The 19,919-nt window shown below is 42.0% G+C and carries 24 protein-coding genes, 3 pseudogenes and 1 riboswitch; of the genes and pseudogenes, 9 read left to right on the top strand and 18 right to left on the bottom strand.

What is annotated here, in order from left to right; genetic code table 11:
- Positions 1-85 precede the first annotated feature (85 nt).
- Positions 86-310, bottom strand: coding sequence for a helix-turn-helix domain-containing protein (locus tag AC1U9Z_RS03345; protein ID WP_333531127.1), 225 nt, complete (start codon positions 308-310; stop codon positions 86-88).
- Between the two features lie 98 nt (positions 311-408).
- Positions 409-1,023, bottom strand: coding sequence for an alpha-ribazole phosphatase (gene cobC, locus AC1U9Z_RS03350; RefSeq protein WP_479955706.1), 615 nt, complete (start codon positions 1,021-1,023; stop codon positions 409-411).
- A 165-nt stretch (positions 1,024-1,188) separates the two neighbouring features.
- Here cobC and AC1U9Z_RS03355 point away from each other — a divergent pair, with 165 nt between their 5' ends.
- Positions 1,189-1,713: an HDIG domain-containing metalloprotein gene (locus AC1U9Z_RS03355; protein WP_479955707.1), complete on the top strand. Its 525-nt coding sequence runs from the start codon at positions 1,189-1,191 to the stop codon at positions 1,711-1,713.
- Positions 1,714-1,791: 78 nt separating this feature from the next.
- On the opposite strand, the pseudogene AC1U9Z_RS03360 reads toward AC1U9Z_RS03355, so the two are convergent.
- Positions 1,792-2,040 (bottom strand): annotated as a pseudogene (locus tag AC1U9Z_RS03360) (ABC transporter ATP-binding protein); the annotation flags it as partial.
- Positions 2,041-2,243: 203 nt separating this feature from the next.
- On the opposite strand from AC1U9Z_RS03360, the pseudogene AC1U9Z_RS03365 reads away from it, so the two are divergent.
- Both AC1U9Z_RS03365 and AC1U9Z_RS03370 read left to right on the top strand, forming a co-directional pair.
- Positions 2,244-2,384, top strand: a pseudogene (locus tag AC1U9Z_RS03365) (ParA family protein); the annotation flags it as partial.
- A gap of 85 nt (positions 2,385-2,469) precedes the next feature.
- Positions 2,470-2,787, top strand: coding sequence for a ParA family protein (locus AC1U9Z_RS03370; protein ID WP_479955708.1), 318 nt, complete (start codon positions 2,470-2,472; stop codon positions 2,785-2,787).
- On the opposite strand, the gene AC1U9Z_RS03375 is transcribed toward AC1U9Z_RS03370, so the two are convergent.
- The 5 genes from AC1U9Z_RS03375 to AC1U9Z_RS03395 all read right to left on the bottom strand — a co-directional run bounded on the left by AC1U9Z_RS03375 (position 2,770) and on the right by AC1U9Z_RS03395 (position 5,883).
- The gene (locus AC1U9Z_RS03375) at positions 2,770-3,483 is read right to left on the bottom strand and encodes a LytR/AlgR family response regulator transcription factor (RefSeq protein ID WP_479955709.1); all 714 of its coding nucleotides are present in this window, start codon (positions 3,481-3,483) and stop codon (positions 2,770-2,772) included. The genes AC1U9Z_RS03370 and AC1U9Z_RS03375 overlap by 18 nt on opposite strands.
- 570 nt (positions 3,484-4,053) lie before the next feature.
- Positions 4,054-4,470: a hypothetical protein gene (locus AC1U9Z_RS03380; protein ID WP_479955710.1), complete on the bottom strand. Its 417-nt coding sequence runs from the start codon at positions 4,468-4,470 to the stop codon at positions 4,054-4,056.
- Between the two features lie 230 nt (positions 4,471-4,700).
- Positions 4,701-5,108, bottom strand: a complete 408-nt coding sequence (locus tag AC1U9Z_RS03385; RefSeq protein WP_479955711.1) for a hypothetical protein — start codon at positions 5,106-5,108, stop codon at positions 4,701-4,703.
- Complete coding sequence (locus AC1U9Z_RS03390) at positions 5,072-5,668, bottom strand: hypothetical protein (RefSeq protein WP_479955712.1); 597 nt, start codon at positions 5,666-5,668, stop codon at positions 5,072-5,074. The genes AC1U9Z_RS03385 and AC1U9Z_RS03390 overlap by 37 nt, the downstream gene beginning before the upstream one ends.
- Positions 5,653-5,883 carry a hypothetical protein gene (locus AC1U9Z_RS03395; protein ID WP_479955713.1) on the bottom strand — a complete coding sequence of 77 codons (231 nt, stop codon included), beginning with the start codon at positions 5,881-5,883 and terminating at the stop codon, positions 5,653-5,655. The genes AC1U9Z_RS03390 and AC1U9Z_RS03395 overlap by 16 nt, the downstream gene beginning before the upstream one ends.
- A gap of 423 nt (positions 5,884-6,306) precedes the next feature.
- Between AC1U9Z_RS03395 and AC1U9Z_RS03400 the strand changes: the two genes are divergently transcribed.
- From AC1U9Z_RS03400 to AC1U9Z_RS03425, 6 genes and pseudogenes are all read left to right on the top strand, one after another.
- Positions 6,307-6,828: a V4R domain-containing protein gene (locus AC1U9Z_RS03400; RefSeq protein ID WP_479955714.1), complete on the top strand. Its 522-nt coding sequence runs from the start codon at positions 6,307-6,309 to the stop codon at positions 6,826-6,828.
- A gap of 54 nt (positions 6,829-6,882) precedes the next feature.
- Positions 6,883-8,184, top strand: coding sequence for a sensor domain-containing diguanylate cyclase (locus AC1U9Z_RS03405; protein WP_479955715.1), 1,302 nt, complete (start codon positions 6,883-6,885; stop codon positions 8,182-8,184).
- Positions 8,185-8,226: 42 nt separating this feature from the next.
- Positions 8,227-8,316: riboswitch (cyclic di-GMP riboswitch) on the top strand.
- A gap of 282 nt (positions 8,317-8,598) precedes the next feature.
- A complete protein-coding gene (locus AC1U9Z_RS03410) occupies positions 8,599-8,859 on the top strand; it encodes a hypothetical protein (RefSeq protein ID WP_479955716.1) in 261 nt (86 codons plus the stop codon).
- Positions 8,860-9,010: 151 nt separating this feature from the next.
- The gene (locus AC1U9Z_RS03415) at positions 9,011-9,688 is read left to right on the top strand and encodes a spore germination protein (RefSeq protein WP_479955717.1); all 678 of its coding nucleotides are present in this window, start codon (positions 9,011-9,013) and stop codon (positions 9,686-9,688) included.
- Positions 9,618-9,823 (top strand): annotated as a pseudogene (locus tag AC1U9Z_RS03420) (spore germination protein). The gene AC1U9Z_RS03415 and the pseudogene AC1U9Z_RS03420 overlap by 71 nt, the downstream one beginning before the upstream one ends.
- A 50-nt stretch (positions 9,824-9,873) precedes the next feature.
- A complete protein-coding gene (locus AC1U9Z_RS03425) occupies positions 9,874-10,020 on the top strand; it encodes a spore germination protein (RefSeq protein WP_479955805.1) in 147 nt (48 codons plus the stop codon).
- 135 nt (positions 10,021-10,155) lie between these two features.
- On the opposite strand, the gene AC1U9Z_RS03430 is transcribed toward AC1U9Z_RS03425, so the two are convergent.
- The 10 genes from AC1U9Z_RS03430 to rny all read right to left on the bottom strand — a co-directional run bounded on the left by AC1U9Z_RS03430 (position 10,156) and on the right by rny (position 19,438).
- Positions 10,156-11,478, bottom strand: a complete 1,323-nt coding sequence (locus AC1U9Z_RS03430) for a sensor histidine kinase (RefSeq protein WP_479955718.1) — start codon at positions 11,476-11,478, stop codon at positions 10,156-10,158.
- Between the two features lie 21 nt (positions 11,479-11,499).
- Complete coding sequence (locus AC1U9Z_RS03435) at positions 11,500-12,237, bottom strand: LytR/AlgR family response regulator transcription factor (protein WP_333532185.1); 738 nt, start codon at positions 12,235-12,237, stop codon at positions 11,500-11,502.
- A 231-nt stretch (positions 12,238-12,468) separates the two neighbouring features.
- A complete protein-coding gene (locus AC1U9Z_RS03440) occupies positions 12,469-12,723 on the bottom strand; it encodes a translation initiation factor 2 (RefSeq protein WP_479955719.1) in 255 nt (84 codons plus the stop codon).
- A gap of 74 nt (positions 12,724-12,797) precedes the next feature.
- Positions 12,798-13,958 (bottom strand): LL-diaminopimelate aminotransferase, encoded by a 1,161-nt coding sequence (locus AC1U9Z_RS03445; protein WP_479955720.1) that lies wholly within the window; start codon positions 13,956-13,958, stop codon positions 12,798-12,800.
- A gap of 39 nt (positions 13,959-13,997) precedes the next feature.
- On the bottom strand, positions 13,998-14,813 hold the full coding sequence (locus AC1U9Z_RS03450; protein ID WP_479955721.1) for a PHP domain-containing protein: 816 nt from the start codon (positions 14,811-14,813) through the stop codon (positions 13,998-14,000).
- Between the two features lie 175 nt (positions 14,814-14,988).
- Positions 14,989-15,930 (bottom strand): dipeptidase, encoded by a 942-nt coding sequence (locus AC1U9Z_RS03455; protein WP_479955722.1) that lies wholly within the window; start codon positions 15,928-15,930, stop codon positions 14,989-14,991.
- A gap of 97 nt (positions 15,931-16,027) precedes the next feature.
- Positions 16,028-16,288 carry a stage V sporulation protein S gene (locus AC1U9Z_RS03460; protein ID WP_008413380.1) on the bottom strand — a complete coding sequence of 87 codons (261 nt, stop codon included), beginning with the start codon at positions 16,286-16,288 and terminating at the stop codon, positions 16,028-16,030.
- Positions 16,289-16,415: 127 nt separating this feature from the next.
- Positions 16,416-17,195 carry a TIGR00282 family metallophosphoesterase gene (locus tag AC1U9Z_RS03465; protein WP_333532178.1) on the bottom strand — a complete coding sequence of 260 codons (780 nt, stop codon included), beginning with the start codon at positions 17,193-17,195 and terminating at the stop codon, positions 16,416-16,418.
- Between the two features lie 17 nt (positions 17,196-17,212).
- Positions 17,213-17,731 (bottom strand): hypothetical protein, encoded by a 519-nt coding sequence (locus AC1U9Z_RS03470; protein WP_333532177.1) that lies wholly within the window; start codon positions 17,729-17,731, stop codon positions 17,213-17,215.
- A 147-nt stretch (positions 17,732-17,878) separates the two neighbouring features.
- Entirely contained in the window at positions 17,879-19,438 is a 1,560-nt protein-coding gene (rny, locus tag AC1U9Z_RS03475) for a ribonuclease Y (protein ID WP_479955723.1), read from the bottom strand.
- Positions 19,439-19,919 lie beyond the last annotated feature (481 nt).

The raw sequence follows: 19,919 nt of genomic DNA on the forward strand, positions 1-19,919 counted from the left end.
ATATGCAACTGGTTAGGCATAAAAAAAATTAGCTTTTGCCATTAGCTGTTAGCAATCGTGCTAATGGCTAATAGCTAATGGCTAATCAGTCTTGCCCCATAATAGAGCCTATTCCATGGGTCCAAAAATGATCCTTTAAATGACCGATACATTTTGGAGTTACGCCAAATTCTTCTGCCATTTCTTCATCGCTTCTATTGTTCTTAATTCCTTCAATAAGAGTATCAAAATTTACACCGACTTCATTGGCCTTCGTCTCCAGGCTTGGTTCAGTACTCCAAGGAACCCTTGATCTGATCGATTCTTCCATATCTATTCCCTCCCTACCGATACTACAGGTAGTCTTTCTCGGTAGGAAGTCGATTATCCCAAGAAATCAGAAAAACAAAAACGGGATTAAGGGAGTGCTTATTTTAAATGACAGGTGTCATTGAATAACTCCAAAATTGCCTTTTGTTGGCCATAATATTCAAGAACGGTCAAAGACACATTATCCAAACGTAATTTCCAGAAATGGTTCAAGTCAAAACCCAGGGCATTGGCTACAATGACCCTTATGACCCCACCATGGGACGCCACCAGAACATTTTCTCCGGCATGTTGATTTATTATTCCATTTATCGCCCTTTGGCATCGCTCAGCTAAATCCTGTAATTTTTCGCCATGGGGGATCTGAGTATCAAGTGGGTTGGATCGCCATTGAACACTTAGATTTCCATAGTTCTGTGAAATTTGATCATAGGTAAGACCTTCCCAGACACCAAAGTTTATTTCACGTAAGTCTGGTAGGTAATTTACCTGAGTACCGTGTTCTTTGACGATTATTTGAGCGGTCTCCATGGCTCTGGATAGATCACTACTATAAAAGGCATCAATTTTTGTCTGTTTTAAACTCAAAGCCAGTCTTTCTGCCTGTTGCCTGCCAAAATTTGATAAAGGTACATCCGAATGTCCCTGAAATCTACCCCCGGCGTTCCACTCTGTCTCCCCGTGACGTACTAGGTAAAGTTTTGTTGCCTCCACAACCCCACCCCTTTCTTTATTGAATCACCCGAGTAATTTAATAAAACCTTACAAACTCCGCATTTTACATTGCTTTATTCTACATAAAACATTATATTTACTAATGATATAACTACTTTCTTTTACTAAGTACTAAAATCCTGCAAATAATAGTATGGTGATGACATGATTAACCGGGTAAAACAATTTTGGTTTGCACTTTTTAGTCGTATGAGACCGGATGATATTAAATTTGTTCAGGAATATCTGGATGAAAAGGAAAGGATATTGTTCTTGCGGATGGATAGACCCACTCAAACCCATTGTGTTAGGGTGGCAAAAACTTGCCTTTTTTTATTGCCTGCTAATGATCATTCTATCAATCAGAGACTCCTTGTTAAGGCTGCCTTGCTCCATGATATCGGCAAACCCGCCAATATGATTCGCACAATTGATCGAGTGCTTATTGTCCTGCTGGGAACTTTAACAGCAAAAAAGCCCGCTGACTTACTTAAACAAATAAATCAGCGGGGACGCTTTGCCCAGGCTCTCTCAGCTCATTTAGAACACGCCCAAAGGGGAGCAAGGCTGGCCCAGGAATTCAATCTCGATCCTGCTATTATTTACCTCATTAAAAATCACCATGGCGAGACAAATGGAATAGCTCCACTAGAATTATCAATTCTAAAAAAAGCCGACGAGCTTAATTAGCGGAACCTGGATTAACGCTGGCCATTGATCACGTCATATCTCCCCTGACCATCTGGCAATGACCTCTTAGGATCGTGGTTATAACTCCCAACCACTTGATTCAGCCTGGATCGTCCATAACTTTTTATAAAGGCCGTTTTTGCTGCTGAGCTGGTCATGGCTGCCCCGCTCAACAACCCTGCCATCTTCCAGCACAACGATCTGGTCCGCACCCTGAATGGTTTTCAGGCGATGGGCAATTACAATAACTGTTCTTCCTGCAATTAACTCACTGATAGCCCTTTGCACCTCAACCTCATTTTCAGGATCAAGGGAGGCGGTGGCCTTACAGTAATATACACAACCACGGGAATCCGCATAAACACTGGGTTCCGTGAAAATAAAAAAGTTCCACCATCACACAAATCGCCACAAACAAGTAGTTTTACATCGTAAAAACGGTTCATGAGGTCTAAGGATAGCTCAACTGTCCCCCAAAATGAACCATTATTGAAGGAGGCGTTTTTGTGAATGATTGCAGAATTATAGCTATGGCCAATCAGAAAGATGGCACTGGAAAAACAACAACATATAACCTTGGAATTTCCCTCGCAGAAAAGGGCAAAAAAGTTTTATTAGTGGATAATGATCCTCAAACCAATCTAACTACAGCTTTCGGAGTTGAAAATCCCGACGAGCTCAAATGGTCGCTGCATGATATCTTGACTATGATTATGGATGAAAAGCCCTTACCCGACCAAAGCGAGTATGTTCTGCATGGTGAAGCCGCTAAGACAGAAATACGACTACATCATTATCGACACGAAGCCATCCCTGGGACTGTTGACTATCAACGCCCTCGCTGCGTGCGACAGCGTTATTATACCGGTAAATCCGCAACCCTGGTCAGCAAACGGACTTGCTGCACTGTTGAATATTATTCTAAAAATACAGAAGAAGTTTAATCCTTCCATTCGCGTTTCAGGAATCCTCATAACTATGACAGATGAAAGAACGAATCTTTATAAAAAGGCTATGGGACTGATTGATGAATATTTCAGAAATAAAATTCGGATATCAGTTCTTTTGATATAGATTCAAAAAAGCTTTTTTAACCCCATTGGCATAGGTAATACCCACGGGAAGCTCTTTTCCGTTTTGCAAAACAACGTGGTGCGAACAAAAGGTGGTAATATGCAATAAGTTCACGATATAGGAGCGGTGTATCCTTAAAAAACTATGGTCCTGTAATTGATTTGCCAACTTTTCCAGATTACCGTTAAATCGGGTTTCTGTGTCTTTGTAATGTACGGTAATAAGGCGCTTTGAAACTTTAATATAGGCAATATCTATTTTAGGTACGGCTATATTGCTATCGCAAACGTTGCAAAGGAGTAACTCCTTTCTTTTTTGCATGGAAAGCTCCACTGCTCTTACAAATACCCTTTCAAACTCCTCCTGAGTTGTTTTCCCTTTGATCAAATACTTGACGGGCCTGACCTCAAATGCTTCATATACATGTTTTTTGCTATTGGTCAGGAATATAAGGGAGGTTTGATAACCGTATAACTGAAGTTGCCGGGCAGTTTCGATTCCGTTCATTCCTTCCAAATGAACATCCATATAAATAATATCTGCCATAAACTTTTTTACGGCATCTAAAAGTGCTTCTCCACTTTGAAAGCACTGAATATCGATTTGAATATTATGTTTTCGCGAAACATTTATCAGTAGCTCTCTGTATTTTCGGGAAGTCATTTTATTGTTTTCACAAATACAAACATAAATCATATCCATCCTCATATTCGCTTTATTTCTTGAAGTTATGTATGTATCAACTTCCATTATTTAAGAAATTGATATCCCGTAATATAACAAATGCAGATTTATTTGCTCGCTGCTTTGTATCTAATTATCATTTTTTTCCCAATAAGCTTGAGAACCCAGAGCAGACGGGACGATAAAAAAAGATGCCGTCGCTGCCATAGCGTGTGTCACGCACGATGTCTTTCGCAGATTCCAACGCCTATTGTTAGTAATTTCGCCCCTTAAGAATCTTTGGTAACTTACGTCAAGCACTCCGACCATACTTTCTAGAGCAGACTTGATTCTATTGTCGTAGCCCTGTTCCGTGGCTTTGACGGACCGTTCATAAGCCTTGGTCAGATTGACATATGAGATTGCCTATAATAACAGGATTGTCACAATCAACAACATGCCTGTGAACAGGGCCAGCTTTCCTCTCATTTGCAGCTTGATATTCTTTGGTTTCACCATTTCGATTTTCCTCCTATGCTTAGTGGAAGTTTTATGCCACTCGATTTCATGAATATACGACAGATTTTACCTATATTTTTGCTTTTATAGATATCGCTTGTATTGAATTAGCATTTTATTGTTCCCAATAAGAGGCTGGAATCGGTTTTCGTCGTCGGATATTGTCAGGTTCTCACAAAAATCAGTATACATCTCCCATAACTTCTTATCTTTTTTGATTGCCTCGTAGTCTATTTCAATCCCATCGAAACCGTCGCGCTCGGCCAGCATCAGAATGGAATCGATGTGTCTACTCATTACTTCTTCCTGTGAGAACAAATCGTACAACACTTTTGTATCCTTTAGAGAGGGGCTTCCGTCCACATTGATTTTATCATTCACTATGGACAGGTAGTGTTTCATACCCGGATTTTCAGCTTTTAATTCACGATAGATACGGGTTATTTCCTCTGGGATCATCAGCTCATTCTGGGCATCAAAATATGTTGCAAAGTGAACCACTCCTTGTAAAACATCCTGAAGTAGATAGGTTTCTTCAAGGGCTGTTTCATTGCTCCAGTAGGTTTCCCATGCAGTCAGGATTGCCGGTCTTTCTCGTCCAGTAGTATTCTTTGGCTTTAAGGTCTCTGATCTTCAGTCTTCCGGTGAGCTCCCCGAATGCCTGCCACAGCGGCCGCACAGCAATAACAGTCCTACGACAAAGAGTAAACAGAATAAAGGGAAACGTCGCTTCATGGATAACTCACCATCAGGTAAGGGGAAAGAAGCTGGAATTTATATGTGTCCAACTGATCTAAAAAATTGTCATAGCGGTCAAAAACATTGATATAGGAAAGGCGGTATCCGTTGCTGCCCAATCCCCAGAAAAAAGAGTCTACCAATGTCTTTAAATCCTTGGGGCTTAAAAATTTTGCATCTTTAAGTTCCAGATTATTGGCGTAGGTGTTCTGGACAAAGTTGTATGTATAGAGATAGCCGTTATGGTAGGTAAAAAATCCTTTTATTTTGGAGTCGGTAACCTTAACTGGAGTACTGTTCCCATTTAAAAGGGTGCTGTAAATATTTCCATCCGAACGCTCGTAGTAGAAGATGGTATTATCTACTATGATGTAACGACTATAAACATTCCCCTGACGCACATCAGAGCCATCCGGGTTGAAGCTGTGTATGCAGCTGAGGAAGTATCACCATAATCAGCCGGAGCAGAGTAAAAGTACAAACATCCCTCGGAAGATACCTGCAAATAATAGTTGCCAGCTCTCATACGAGCATTTTTCAAAACAAAAGTATTTATAGCGTTTTCCTCAATGTCATAGCAACTAACAGAAAGTGCATCTTGAGTCAATAGGAAGATTTGTCCGTCGTAGATTGTCATCGCAGCGTCCAAGCTGGAAAGTGACTCATATGTAACTTGAGGACTACCGCCGTCAAGGTTCATGGATATTAGTTTGTTCCCTGGCCTTACGGTTGAATCGCTATATAGCACATAGAGCTTATCGTCCACTGTCAGGATGTCCCAGATGGTGACTGAATAGTCGCTGCTGGTAGCGGTTCTTGCTGTGTAGAGGTAGCTAAGGTTTGTACCGTCGGTACGAATCCGATACACATCAGCCTGTTTGCTGAAATAAATCCAACCATCCATAAGATTAAGATTTTGGATTTGATAGTCACCAGAAGTATGTATTACCATAAACACCATTCTCGCACTACCACTTTCGCCTGTTTCACAAGACTATATGGTGTTTTTTCAGTGGAAAACATCATGTAATAAAAGTAGTCGCCATCCGTCACAAACATTTTTGATTCAGCGTTGGGATATCGACCATATTTTACTGATTCCGCCGCCTGTACAGGTGCAACGAAAATTGTGAACAGCAGACATGCTAACAATATAGCAATCAGACTTTTTTTCATTTTCAGTTCCTCCAAAAGTAAATAATTATTAGTAGTATCTGTATTCTTGAAAAACACCTCTTGATTCAAACAATAGATAATATATCAGCCTATAAGAATGCCGCTGCAATCTTGTTCCAATGAGGCTTTTTATGTACCCAATTTCTCCTGGTCCACGCCGCTTTATACGGTAATAACAACAGTGAACCGTCCTGAATCAGGTTTCCGGCGTCATCACACCGGAACATGGTCACTTCATTGTTCCGTATGGTAGCAATCAGGCTGTTTCGGTAATATCAGTAGTGCCACTTCACTAATTCGGAACAAAAAAAGGCAAATTAAGCGCATAACAGAACACAGCATCCTTTAGCCACTTTATACTTGTACACGCGAGGGCAAGAATATGCGCTCAATTTATTTCAATAGCTAAAGGAGGGCAACATAATGCAATATACAAACAAACCATCCAAGTTCACGTGGGAGGGGCTCGGAGATATTGGCGCTGGTAGGGAGACTATGGGCCCGGACATGCCGATGCTGGTTTACCGCCTGTTTCAATATTCGTTAAGGGATATCCTGACTCGTGAATATGACGAGGAAACTGCCAGCAACCTGCTTCGGGCAGTCGGATACTTAGCCGGTAAAGAGTTCGCAAAAAATGTACTGGATCTTTCCGGTGACTTTGATTTCTTTATTGCCAACCTGACCAATAAGCTCAAGGAGCTAAAAATCGGCTATCTTCGAGTTGAAAAAGCCGATTTGGATTCGCTATTCTTTACCTTGACGGTTGCGGAGGATCTGGATTGTTCGGGCCTGCCCATTACCGGTCAAACTGTGTGTGATTATGATGAGGGATTTATTGCGGGAATTCTGGAAGTATACAGCGGGCATCCTTTTACGGTCAGAGAGATCGACTGCTGGGCAACTGGTGACAGAATATGCCGATTCTACGCAACGTCTAAGTAGGTTTGATGTTATAGATGTTTTATAAAAATAATTTTGGAGAGGAGGTGGGCAAGGATGGACGATGAAAGTAAAAGAGCACTGGAAGAAATGCAAAATGTATTGGAGAAACTACTATCCGGACAGCAAAAAAACGCCACGGAAGTGCATACTCTCATACCCGAATTGCAGACTCTTGCCGCGCAAATTAATCAATTGATACAGAACCTGAATGAAATGAACCGTCTGGCACTGGACCTCTCGCAGGGTAAGTTGGATGGTCCCATCCCTCCCCGGCATAACTATATGGCCAGCCCACTAAAACAGCTCCACTCTCAACTGTCTACATTTATATGGAGCTTACGTCAACTGCGGTCAGGATATGTTGTCGGCAAACTGGAAGGGCCCGGCGAACTATTTGATATGTTTAACGAGTTGGTCGATCAGGTGGTGGCGGCCTCCACGCGGGAGGCAGGCAGCATCGGCAATTCGAATATACCCATACCCTTTAACAGTTGGCGTTATCATCAGATTTTAAAGACACTTGATTTACTCCATGTCTTAGTATTGGAGGTAGATGGCAGCGGACATGTAGTTTACGCTAACCATTCGGCAAAGGAACTATTTGGTGATATAGACTATATCTCAGAGCAAACGGAAAGCAATACACTGGGGCTTATCGCAAAGAACATTACGATAAGCAAAGAAGAAAATACATTTCCGGTTTCCCGAGAGGTTTATGAGGAACGCAACAACACATGGTACTGGGTCACATCCAACTGCTTTTTACTCCCTACTGGGCAATCATTTTACTTCAATACGATTGAAGACATTAGCGAATGGAAAACCAACGAACATCAATTAAAGATGTCGGCCACGGTGGATGAGATGACTGGTACCTATAACCGTAAATCCGGACTGCGAGAGCTTGAAAAGATACTGGCCCGTTCAGACCCTTCGAAAACTTACTGTATTGCTTTTATTGATATTGATGGCTTGAAAACCATAAACGACAATTACGGTCACAGTGAGGGGGACTATACGATCAAGAGTATTGCAAAGGTGCTTCTCTCTTCCATCCGCGGTTCGGATATGGTCTGCAGGTATGGTGGTGATGAATTCTTGATTATTTTTAGGGACTGTACGGAAGAGGTCGCAAAAACAATTATTACAAGGATGTACGAGAAACTGAACAATCTAGATCGTAAAAATCCCAAGCCCTACACGTTGTCCTTCAGTCATGGAGTAACTCCTTTTTCTAATAATCCAAGACCTGCCTATAGGGTTGCCGACCTGCTGGACTTGGCTGACAAAAAGATGTATCAATGCAAAAACCAAAAAAAGCAGAAAAAAGCAAAAGGTAAACCTCATGATGGTTAATGTACAGCATCATAGTTTACTGAAAGACAGAAAAGTGACTTATCACGATACTAGAAAACCGGCGGAAACACCGGGACGCAAAGCAAGAGGGCCTAATCCTCCAACCAGAGGAATGGCAGCCTGGCCGCCGAATTTGATAAAGCATCAAGGCTTTTTGCCCCAAATAAAGAGAGTGCCGCTTGACTGCAACATGCTCTTTTTATTCTTAGGAAAAACCAAAACTGAACATTCGCTTACCTGGATACCGTTCCTTTGGTTCCTTTGTACCCAACTGGTATTTTTTTGTTCCCAATTAAGGTTGGGATTGAACGACTTTTACATATAAAAGAAGAAAATTATGCCAATAATTATATAAAAGGAAATCTCCATTGAAAGGATATGACCTCGATTGTTTTTGGATTTTTTAAGCGAAAAATGCGATACTTAAGCAATTCCGTACACTCAAAGGGTGATGAGCCATCGAAAAACAGCGATGAACAGGAAAGCAAAATAAAAGAAAAGCTCCAGGATAACCTGGATAGATTGAAAATCATGTTGGGCGACAGCAACGATTTAAAGATGCACCCATTCCGGTTCGGGACAAACAACTCCTTTTCGGGAGCGCTGGTGTTTATAGATGACCTGGTTGACAACCCGACTTTAACCAATGCTATTCTGCGCCCGGTGATGAGCTGACAGCCGGAGAATAAACAGCCTCTGGCTAGACAGGAATTGCTGGAGGCACTCCAACGGAGGTCCTATGCTCCGGTGATATCCGAACTGTCCAGTCGCTGACTACTCTCACCGCGAGCTACCTGTCTGGTGACACAGCGATCCTTATTGACGGATGTACCTCTGCGCTTGTAGTCAGCACCAAGGGCTGGAAAAACGCACTGTTTCCGCACCCCAGTCTGAAACTGTGGTGCGGGGCCAGCGCGAGGGATTTACCGAAAACCTGCGCACAAACACATCACTCATCTGGCGAAAAATCCGCAGTGAGCAGCTACGTGTAGACCACATGACTGTTGACCGCAAGACCCAGACCGATGTGTGCCTGATGTACTTAAGCGGTGTGACCGACCTCAAGGTAATAAAGACAGTTAAGGATCGCGTGAGTCAGCTGGACGTGGACTCTATTTTGGAGTCGGGCTATATTGAGGAATATATCGAGGATGCGCCTTTTTCGCCATTTGCTACCGTAGGCTACAGTGAGAAACCCGATGTGGTCGCGGGTCGCCATCGTGGTCGATGGAACCCCCTTTGTGCTAACTGCGCTGATGCTGTTTATCGAAAGCTTCCAGACTGCCGAAGATTACTATGCCCGCCCACTGTACGCCAGCGTGACATGGATATTGCGTTTCATTGCATCTTTTATAACGGTGTTCGCTCCATCCACATATATTTCGTTGACCGCATTCCATTAAGAACGGATCCCTACTACGCTACTGTTTACGATTGCAAACGCGCGCAAGGGAACGCCATTTCCGGCTTTAATAGAGGCACTGATCATGGTATTTGCATTTGAATTTTTGCGCGAGGCCGGAATCCGGCTACCTCACCCAGTCGGTCAGCCATCAGCATCGTAGGCGCGCTTATTATGGGTGATGCGGCCGTAGCAGCCAGTCTGGTCAGCGCTTCCATGGTGATCACCTCGCTATGACAGCGGTGGCCGACTTTCTGGTACCAAGTTAAAATGACTCCAGCTCTATTCTGAGATTTGTAATGATGGTTCTGACTGGATTTGTAGGCTTTTACGGTGTTGCGATGGGATTCCTGGCGTTGCTGGTCCATCTTTCCACGTTGACATCCTTTGGAGTATCCTATTTCGACGGTTTCGCCGTTAAGAGCAATATGTAAGATTCTTTAGCGCGTATGCCACTCTTGTTCACCACATCCTTACTAGGTCATGGAAACATCCTGGAAGGAACGGCGTTTTTTCTCCATGTCCAATTGGTCTGCAATTTCTTATTTCGTGTCCTGAACATGGTGACGCTACGATGAAGCTTTAGGGATACAGAGCCTTATCCGGAAGATTTTCTTTACCTGGTCTGGCTCAATGAATACCAGGCCACCGAGACCTTCAATCGTCTCAGTTACGATCCGTAAACCAAGGCCATGAAAATCCTTGTCTTCCTTGGTAGTTTCCGGCATGTCGTTCACCATGTTAAGATCACCGTTAAACGAATTGGAAACCTCAATGGTTATCCAATCCTCGTTTGCATCGCTGGTAATCTCAATGTACCGATCCGGGCCGGATAGCTTATTACAGGCGTCGATGGCATTGTCAATTATGTTTGAGAAAACACGGACAATATCCAACTCTTTCATGATGTTTTCAGGGAGATGTGTGACCGCCGAAAAGCGGATGCCTTTTTCTTCACAACTGTTGGCTTCATCCTGCAATATAGCGTCCAAAATAATATTGTCGGAATAAGTTTTATGAACCAGTACATCACGCTGCATGGTATCATGAATTTCGTCCAGCATTCTTGCGGCCTTTTCAAAATCCTGATTGCGCATCAGGATTTTGACTGAAGTCATCAGCTTCACATAATCGTGCCGGAATACTCGAAAGCTCTCCGTATACTTTTGATAAGACTGATAGTGCCGCATTTGACGGGACAGCTGCTCCTGTAATTTACGGGTATGCAGCTCATACTCAAGCGATTCAGTTGCCTTGGATGTATGATTGAAAACAAACATCAGCCACAATTTACCGATGACGCAAGCTCCCAAATATAAGGAAGAAAGCCAGGACTGGCTGATCTCATCGTGATATCGCCCATCGTTTATCAACATCAAGAATACCAATTCGAAAATCAGGTAAATAACAACAAACCTAAGCTGTCCTCTGTTATGAAGCAAGTGCCTGGCTTTTTCGTCCGGAAGGACCACCTTACGGATAAACAGGCTAGTCAGGATGGAAAGGAGCACAGCAAGCGCGAATATCGTTTCATAATAGAGTTCATGTTGGAGAACATCTTTGATACTACTGTGCAGAACCATCGAATAAATCGAAAATATGATTCCTCTACTACTGTATAGTGAAAATATATAGATACTGCCCGCATAAAGGACTTGTATCCTATTCCCGTGAAATAGCAGTTGAAAGGTCAGCATCATAGAGCCCATCATGAGAAATACTGCGAATCGGTGATCCAGGAATAAATAGGATGGTATGGTAACACCCATATTGATGACAACTGCGCCTGCATAATAAAACCAATGGCTTCTTTTTTCCGGAAACATCATTCTGAAATAGTAAAGGATAAAAACATTATAGATAATCAGTGAAACAAACCCTAACAGTTGCATGCTTTTTCTCCCCCTTTATCTTCAATGGCCATGGATATTGGCACGCTTGATATAATCGGAGAATGCTTGCCGAACTTCTTTCATGTAAGTCACACCAATGGGAATGTTCTCGCCCGTCTTCAGAAAAAGGTTATTCTTCTGAAACTTTGAAATATAGGACAAGGATACGATATACGAGCGGTGAATACGGACAAACCCTTTGTCCAGCAACCGGCTCTCTAGTTCTTCCATTGTTGAATAGAAATCGACTGTCTCCGTTTCATTGTAATGGATCGTGACGACACGTTTCCAAATTTCTAAATATGAAATATCCTTGGTCGGGATTACTTTTTGAATATTGCCCGATTCAATGATAAACATGTCCGTCGCTTTTTTTTGAACCAACGCCACAGCCCGGAGAAATACTTGTTCAAATTTTTCTGTAGAGGTTGCTGTTTTTAAAAGATATTGAACAGGCGCGGTGTCAAATGCATCGTAAACGTAGTCCTCGCTGGTAGTAAGAAAAATAATTTCAGACTTGCATTCGATTTCCCTGAGCTTCTTTGCGGTGTCCATCCCATTAAGCTTGCCCATCAGAACGTCGAGATAAATGATATCTGCCTGATCCGGGGAATCGGAAAGATGAAACAGCAATCCTTCTCCGCTGTTGAAAGATGAAATTGAGACCGCTATCTTATTTTTCTTCGATATTATGTTAATCAACCGGGCGTATCTATCAAGTGCTTCCTGATCGTCATCACATATAAATACTGTCACCATAATGATTCACTATCCTTTCTTTCTAATAGCACGCTAATTTAGTAGTGCTAGTAGGTAGCACATTTATCCTCATTTGGGATACCTACAGGGTATCTACCTAAAATGGAAAGGGAGCCAGTAATTTCTACTACTGCTCCCTTTCAAGAACTTCGGTCAGTCCGTCAATTTAAAGGCATTATGTGGGTCAGTAGAGTAAATAAAAAAACCGCAGCAGCGGTTTTACATATCAATTTAAAAATCTTCTAATCTGTTTTGCAGCTCGACAATTCTTCTATTTTGTTGAATCAGGTTTTGAGCATAACGATAATTATTTTTATGAAGCTTTCGATTTTCTTTTTCTAATTTAGATACGAATAAGGACTTATCCTTCTCAATTTTTTCTATCAGATTCATTAAGACCCTTCTGCTTAATCTTAGTTGCTCAACCTTTTCCTCAAGCTCTTTGATGCGATTTTGCAGATACTGAATATCCGCACTACTATTCAAAACACACCACCCCTTAATTACACTTACAGTAGTATATGCATAGGGGTGATTCCATAGACATTTAACTAGTTAGGCTAGAGAAAGAAACTCCTAGCTCTTTCTATGGCCTCCAGTAACACCTCTTCCTTTTGTACCAGGGCTATCCTCACATAACCTTCGCCCAGCTTCCCAAAGGCATTTCCCGGCACCATTAAGATCCCCGTTTTATCTAATAAGTCCAAGCAAAATTCCATAGAGGATGTATGTCCTGGGGGTATCGGGGCCCAAATAAACATGGAAGCCTGTGGTTTTGGCATCTGCCAACCCAATTTGGCAAACCCATCCACCAAGATATCACGACGTTTTTGGTAGGTTGCGGCAGTCTCTGCTACGCAAGCTTGATCGCCCGTTAAAGCCGCAATACCGGCTTCCTGCACAGCAGAAAATACGCCATAGTCGATATTGGATTTAATCTTGCCCAGTGCGGCTAAAATGTCTGCATTACCTAGGGCAAAACCGATCCGACAGCCTGCCATGTTATAGGTTTTGGATAATGAATAAAACTCAATTCCGATATCCTTGGCACCGGCAACCTCCAGAAAACTCATAGGCCTAAAGCCATCAAAGGCTAACTCCGCATAGGCAACATCATGACAAACTACGATATCATATTTCTTGGCAAATTCAACAACCTGTTCAAAAAATTCTTTATTTGCTGAGGCAGCCACTGGATTATTCGGGTAATTTAATGTCATCATCTTAGCCTTTTGGGCTATTTCATCCGGAATACTTTGCAAATCCGGAAGATATTGATTCTCCTCTAATAGGGGCATCGGATATAACTGACCTTCGGCCAATAGAATAGCTGCTGAATAAATGGGGTAACCCGGGTCTGGCACCAAAGCTATATCGCCAGGGTTGATAAAAGCCTGGGCCACGTGTGCTAATCCGTCCTGGGAACCCATTAGGGTTAATATCTCTTTGCTTGGGTCCAGTTCAACATTAAAACGCTGTTTATACCAGTCCGCTAGGGCTTTATGCAGCGCAAGCTTACCACTAATCGGATAAGTATAATTATCCAGTTTCGTTACAGCCTGGGCCAGTGAATGAATAATATGGGGGGCCGGGGGTAAATCTGGGCTGCCAATACTTAAATCGATTACAGAAGTTCCCGTTTTTTCCTTCTCTGCCCTTGCCCGGGCCAATTCTGTAAATATCCCAGGAACTAAGGCATCCATTCTTTTCGCTAGCTTCATCACATCACAACTCCGTTCGGTATGAAAATCTGGTTAATTTTATGCCAATGATTTTTTGAGTAGCCTTATTGATTCATAAGGTGCCACTGCACCGCCAAGAACATTACAGGTATCGTGTCTGGCACCATGATAATCGGAGCCGCCGGTAGGTATTAGATCATACGCTGCAGCTAATTTGGTATAATGATTAACCATTAATGATGTATGATTTCTGTGCCAGACCTCTAATCCCTTTAATCCAGCAGCAATAAATTTTTCTATATAAGAGTCTATTTTAGACAGCCCGGGATGGGCCAAAACAGGAACTCCTCTGGCCTTAATGATTAAACGAATGGCCTCTTCCGGGGTGAGTTTTTCCCTGGGTATAAAGGCTGGTTTGCCAACACCGATATATTTTGTGAAAGCCTCCTGCAAACTAGCTACATAACTACTTTCCATTAAAGCCTGAGCAACGTGGGGCCGTCCGATGGAACCACCTGCAGACAATTCTAAAACCCTGTCTAAATCTATCTGTATATCAAGATCCCTTAGCTTTGCAACCATTTTTTTAATCCTGGTTAATCGATCCTCCTGCAGTTCCATGAGTTTGCTAACAAATTCATCATTATCTGGATCAATCAGATACCCAAGAATATGAATTTCTTTACCATCAACAAAGGTATTTACTTCGACCCCGGAAATAACCTCCAGATTAAACTTCTCTGCTGCCCTCTTGGCCTCATTAACCCCCTCCAGCGTATCATGATCGGAAATAGCAATGGCACAGAGTCCTATTCTCAATGCTTTACCGACAACCTCTGTTGGGGTATCTGTACCATCCGATGCCGTTGTATGAATATGTAAATCTGCATACACTATTTTATCACCGCTTTTTTCTTCAGTATACCCTGCTTTTTTATATACAATAATTGGCCACGGGGGACACAGGGGGACGGTTCTTTTGTGTTCGTCCCCCAAGGGTACAGAGAGGACGAACACAAAAGAACTGTCCCCCTGTGTCCAATGCCTCAAGCGGCATCCGATAGGGGGTTTACCCACACACCTCTTTAAACACCCTTAACCAATTCTCACCTGCTATTTTTTCTATTTGACCCGTGGTAAATCCTCTTTTCATTAAGGCTCTTTGTAAATTAGGAACTGCCTCGCCAGCATGATGCATACCTTCTATGGTAGCATCAATACCATCAAAATCCGAGCCCAGCCCGATGCAGGAAATACCGCCCACTTGGTAAATGTGAGCGATATGGTCAATCACTCTGTCAATGGTTGGTTCCTGTGTATCTACAAACTGTGGAACATAGGTAATACCAATGACACCACCACTCTCTGCGATGGCTTTAATTTGCTTATCCGTAAGGTTTCGGGAATGGTCACAGATAAATTTACTATTTGAATGGGATGCTGTAATCGGGGTCTGTACTTCTGAAATGAGATCCCAAAATGCTGGCTCAGATAAATGAGATACGTCTATCATCATACCTAATTCTACCATTCTTTGCACCACCTGTCTGCCAAAAGTGGTCAAACCAGCAGACTCGGGACCTAAGCCTACTCCATCAGCCAATTCATTCCTGCCGTTCCAGGTTAAAGTCAGCCCCCTAATTCCTTGTTTATAATAATCCTCAAGTTGTTCAATTTTTCCATTCAATGCTTCACCACCCTCAATGGTCAAAACAGCAGAAATTTTTCCTTCATGATGAGCGTTAACAATATCGTGATAGCTGCATGCATGTACCAAAGATGATTGGTTATTTTTAATTTCCTGTTTAAAAAGTTTTATTATTTCATTTGTATATGGCACCGATCGATCATGCTGTTCTGGACCGACAAAAATAGCAAAGAATTGAACATGAATACCACCTTGACGAAGTCTGGGTATATCCAAATGTCCCCTTTGTGAAAATACCCCTAGATTTCTCTTCTGCATTAACAAAACAGTCAAGGTATCACAGTGTGCATCGATTACAGGCAATCTTTGTCCCCCCTTTATGAATTAGTCGATATTAAGCAAGAAACCTGCTTGCTTTTGGCAAACAGGTTGTACCGAACTAACTAAATTATATGTTTATTTAGCGAGGCTCTACAATAAGTTTAATAGCCGTTCTTTCATCTCCATCTATGATAACATCCGTAAAAGCAGGGATACAAATCAAATCGACTCCACTAGGGGCAACAAACCCTCTAGCAATTGCTATGGCTTTCACTGCCTGGTTTAATGCACCTGCACCAATGGCTTGCATCTCGGCACAACCGCGTTCCCTGAGCACACCAGCCAGTGCTCCGGCTACAGAATTTGGATTGGACTTTGCTGAAACTTTTAAAACTTCCATGCTGTAATACCTCCTTAGTTAGTTTGGATGATTGTTCTAATCCCTGTATAGATTTTATTCTTCAGACGCCTAAAAATTCCTTCTATTGCATGAAATTAAAAAACTTTTTAGTACCTTTTTTAACAAATTATTCAAGGTTAAAAACTCTTTGAATGTTCTTTGCAACACCATTTTCAGGGTTTAGATCAATAACCACCGCATTTAACTGATAATCACCATCCGCTACTTCGAAGCGGCGAGGCATTTGACTAATAAATTTTTCTATGACGGCATTTGTACATACCCCGATGACAGAATCCCTTGGCCCGGTCATACCAATATCTGTAATATAGGCGCTGCCCTCCGGCAATATTCTCTCGTCTGCAGTTTGCACATGGGTATGGGTGCCGCATATGGCAGTAACCCGACCATCCAAATACCAACCCATAGCAACCTTTTCAGAGGTTGCTTCAGCATGAAAATCAACAAAAATAATGTTTACCTTGTCTTGTATTTCTAACAAGATTTCATCAATTTTTCGAAAGGGACAGTCCAGCTCCTGCATAAAAATTCTACCGGAGATATTAATCACAGCAAGTTTATAGCCTAATTGTGTTTCAAAAATACTGTAACCAACACCAGGGGTACCTGGTGGGTAATTGGCTGGACGAATAATCCTTTTTTCTTTCTCTATATAAGGTATAATTTCCTTTTTGTTCCAAACATGGTTGCCCATCGTAAATACATCCACACCCGTTGCGAAAAGTTGTTTGGCAATTTCCTTGGTTATCCCGTGTCCCGCGGCAGCATTTTCCCCGTTGGCAATTACAAAATCGAGTTTTAATTCTTTACGAAGTGCCTGAAGATTGTCTAAAAGAGCTTTTCTGCCGGGACGACCCACTATGTCCCCTATCATTAATACGCGCAATTTTTTAGGAAGCCTCCCTATTTGTTGAAAACAAGAACACGTCCTTCATCTCTGAAAGCATATAATCGTTTATCTTCAGATTTTGCCTTAACACTCTCGAGCATATGCTCGATTAATTCTTCTTGAACGACTAAATCCTCATCCACTAGGCTCTCATTGTCATCCGTAACAAGATTATTTTTTATGTAGTGACGAAACAGTTCTACCATTAGAGAAATTTCCTCTTGAACCAGTGTTTCGACATCCCTTTGAATTCCAATCATGGTGATACTATCACTGATATCATAATCAAGTTTTACCATCTTTGGGGTTTTACATTCAAGAGTATTGTACATTTCAATACTACTAAGTATATTACTTTTTAAACCAGCGAATTCCTGATCAGATAAGATACCTAAGTGAATAAAGGTAAAGTTTAAAACTTTTCTTTCCGGGTCATAATTTATCTTTGCCACTTCTGGGTATCGAATAAGAATCGAAATCAACAAACTAACACTATTGGTAAGGTCTTCCTTACCATGATAGCGAAGATCCAACTAAAGTCACCACCTGTTTAACAATCCAAATAAGTAATAATTCTTTTATTAAATATACTTTCCTGCTGGAAATTATTTTTTAGCCAAATTATTTTGTACCATAAATGTAAAAAAATGCGGCATAAACAAAACGACCCGAAGGTCGTTTTATTTTGCGTATTCAACATACCTGGTTTCCCGAATAATAATAACTTTTATTTGTCCAGGGTAATCAAGTTCATTTTCAATCTTTTTAGCAACATCTCGCACCAAGCGAATAGCCGCCATATCATCTATTTTATCAGGCTTAACCATAATGCGAATCTCTCTTCCTGCCTGAATAGCAAAGGATTTTTCAACCCCTTCGAAGGTCCCTGCAATCTCTTCCAACTTCTGTAGCCGTTTGATATAAGATTCGAGGGTTTCCCTTCTAGCTCCCGGACGGGCTGCTGAAATTGCATCTGCAGCTTGTACTAAAACAGCTTCTATGGTTTTTGGTTCTTCATCGCCGTGGTGTGCAGCTATGGCATGAATAACCTCAGGGCTTTCCTTGTATTTTTGGCATAAATTTACACCAATTGCCACGTGTGGTCCTTCCACCTCGTGGTCAACGGCCTTACCAATATCATGCAATAATCCTGCACGTTTAGCCAATTTGACATCTATACCCAATTCCGCTGCCATTAATCCCGCTAAATGACATACCTCTATGGAATGCTTCAAAACATTCTGACCATAGCTGGTACGAAACTTAAGTCTACCCAGCAGTTTTACCAACTCAGGATGCAAGCCATGTACACCTGTCTCAAAGGTGGCTTGTTCACCTGCTTCACGTATTTGTACCTCGACATCTTTCTGGGCTTTTTCAACCATCTCTTCGATCCTAGCAGGGTGAATCCGTCCATCAGAAATAAGTCTCTCCAGGGCCAAACGTGCTACTTCCCTACGAATCGGGTCAAAACCGGATAGAATAACAGCTTCAGGCGTATCGTCAATAATTAAGTCAATACCAGTTAAGGTTTCAAAGGCCCGAATGTTACGACCTTCTCTACCGATTATACGACCCTTCATTTCATCATTAGGCAGTGGAATAACCGCAACCGTTGCTTCTGCCACATGATCTGCAGCGCATCTTTGAATAGCTGACGAAATAATGTCCCTGGCCTTTTTGTCCGCTTCCTCTTTGGCACGGTTTTCAAATTCTTTAATCATTACGGCCATATCATGCTGTAGTTCCTTCTCTACATCATTTAACAAGATCTGACGGGCTTCTTCCGATGAAAGCCCCGATACACGCTCAAGTTCAGCCAACTGGCGACTTAAAACATTTGTTAGTTCAGCCTTGGTATTTTCAATTTCAACTTCCTTACGACTGAAGGATTCCTCTTTCTTTTCCATGGAATCCATCTTTCTGTCTAGAGTCTCCTCTTTTTGCAGAAGTCTTCTTTCTAATCGCTGAAGTTCATTTCTACGGTCACGTATTTCCTTTTCCATTTCGTTCCGCAGTTTTAGAACTTCTTCCTTTGCCATTACAATAGCCTCGCGCTTTTTACCCTCTGCGTCCTTCTCAGCTTCTTCAACTATTTTCTTGGCTTGGCTTTCAGCCGATGCTATTTTGCCTTCGGCAATATTCTTTCGAATAAAAAATCCAATTACTAGTCCGATCAAGGTGGTAATAACCGCCACCAAAACAACTTGTAACTCCACTATTTTCACCTCCTGTCTCATTAAGCATATAAATTCAAGATCATCATAAACAAAAAAAGCCGAGCATTACTCGGTAGAAAATAAATAGATATCTGGGTTTGTCCAAATCCGGTGCAGTATTACAAACAACCAAAGATATGGAGCTTAACTATAAAGCCAAAAATCCCGCTAAGGATAGTGTTTGCGCCTTAAGGAATATATTGGATTTTATATATATTAACTGTTGCCAGATATCAAATTCTATTTTCTCCCAACAGTAATTTTACTAGTTTTTTTAGCCACTGTCAAGATTGCCGTCTGTTAGCCCTAAGCCTTGAGCCGTCAGCTTTTTTAAGCCCTTAGCGGTTAGCCCTGAGCCAGCCTATTGGCCATGGGCCATGGGCTTTTTTTGCATGTATTATTTTAGGGTCCGGGGCACCCTCTTTAGGTAACCCGGCGGCACCAGAAAAGGATGAAAACGGTGTCCTCCTGAGTGACAACGAAGGATCTTGGGACTAACCTT

The sequence above is a fragment of the Desulfotomaculum sp. genome (assembly GCF_982386235.1).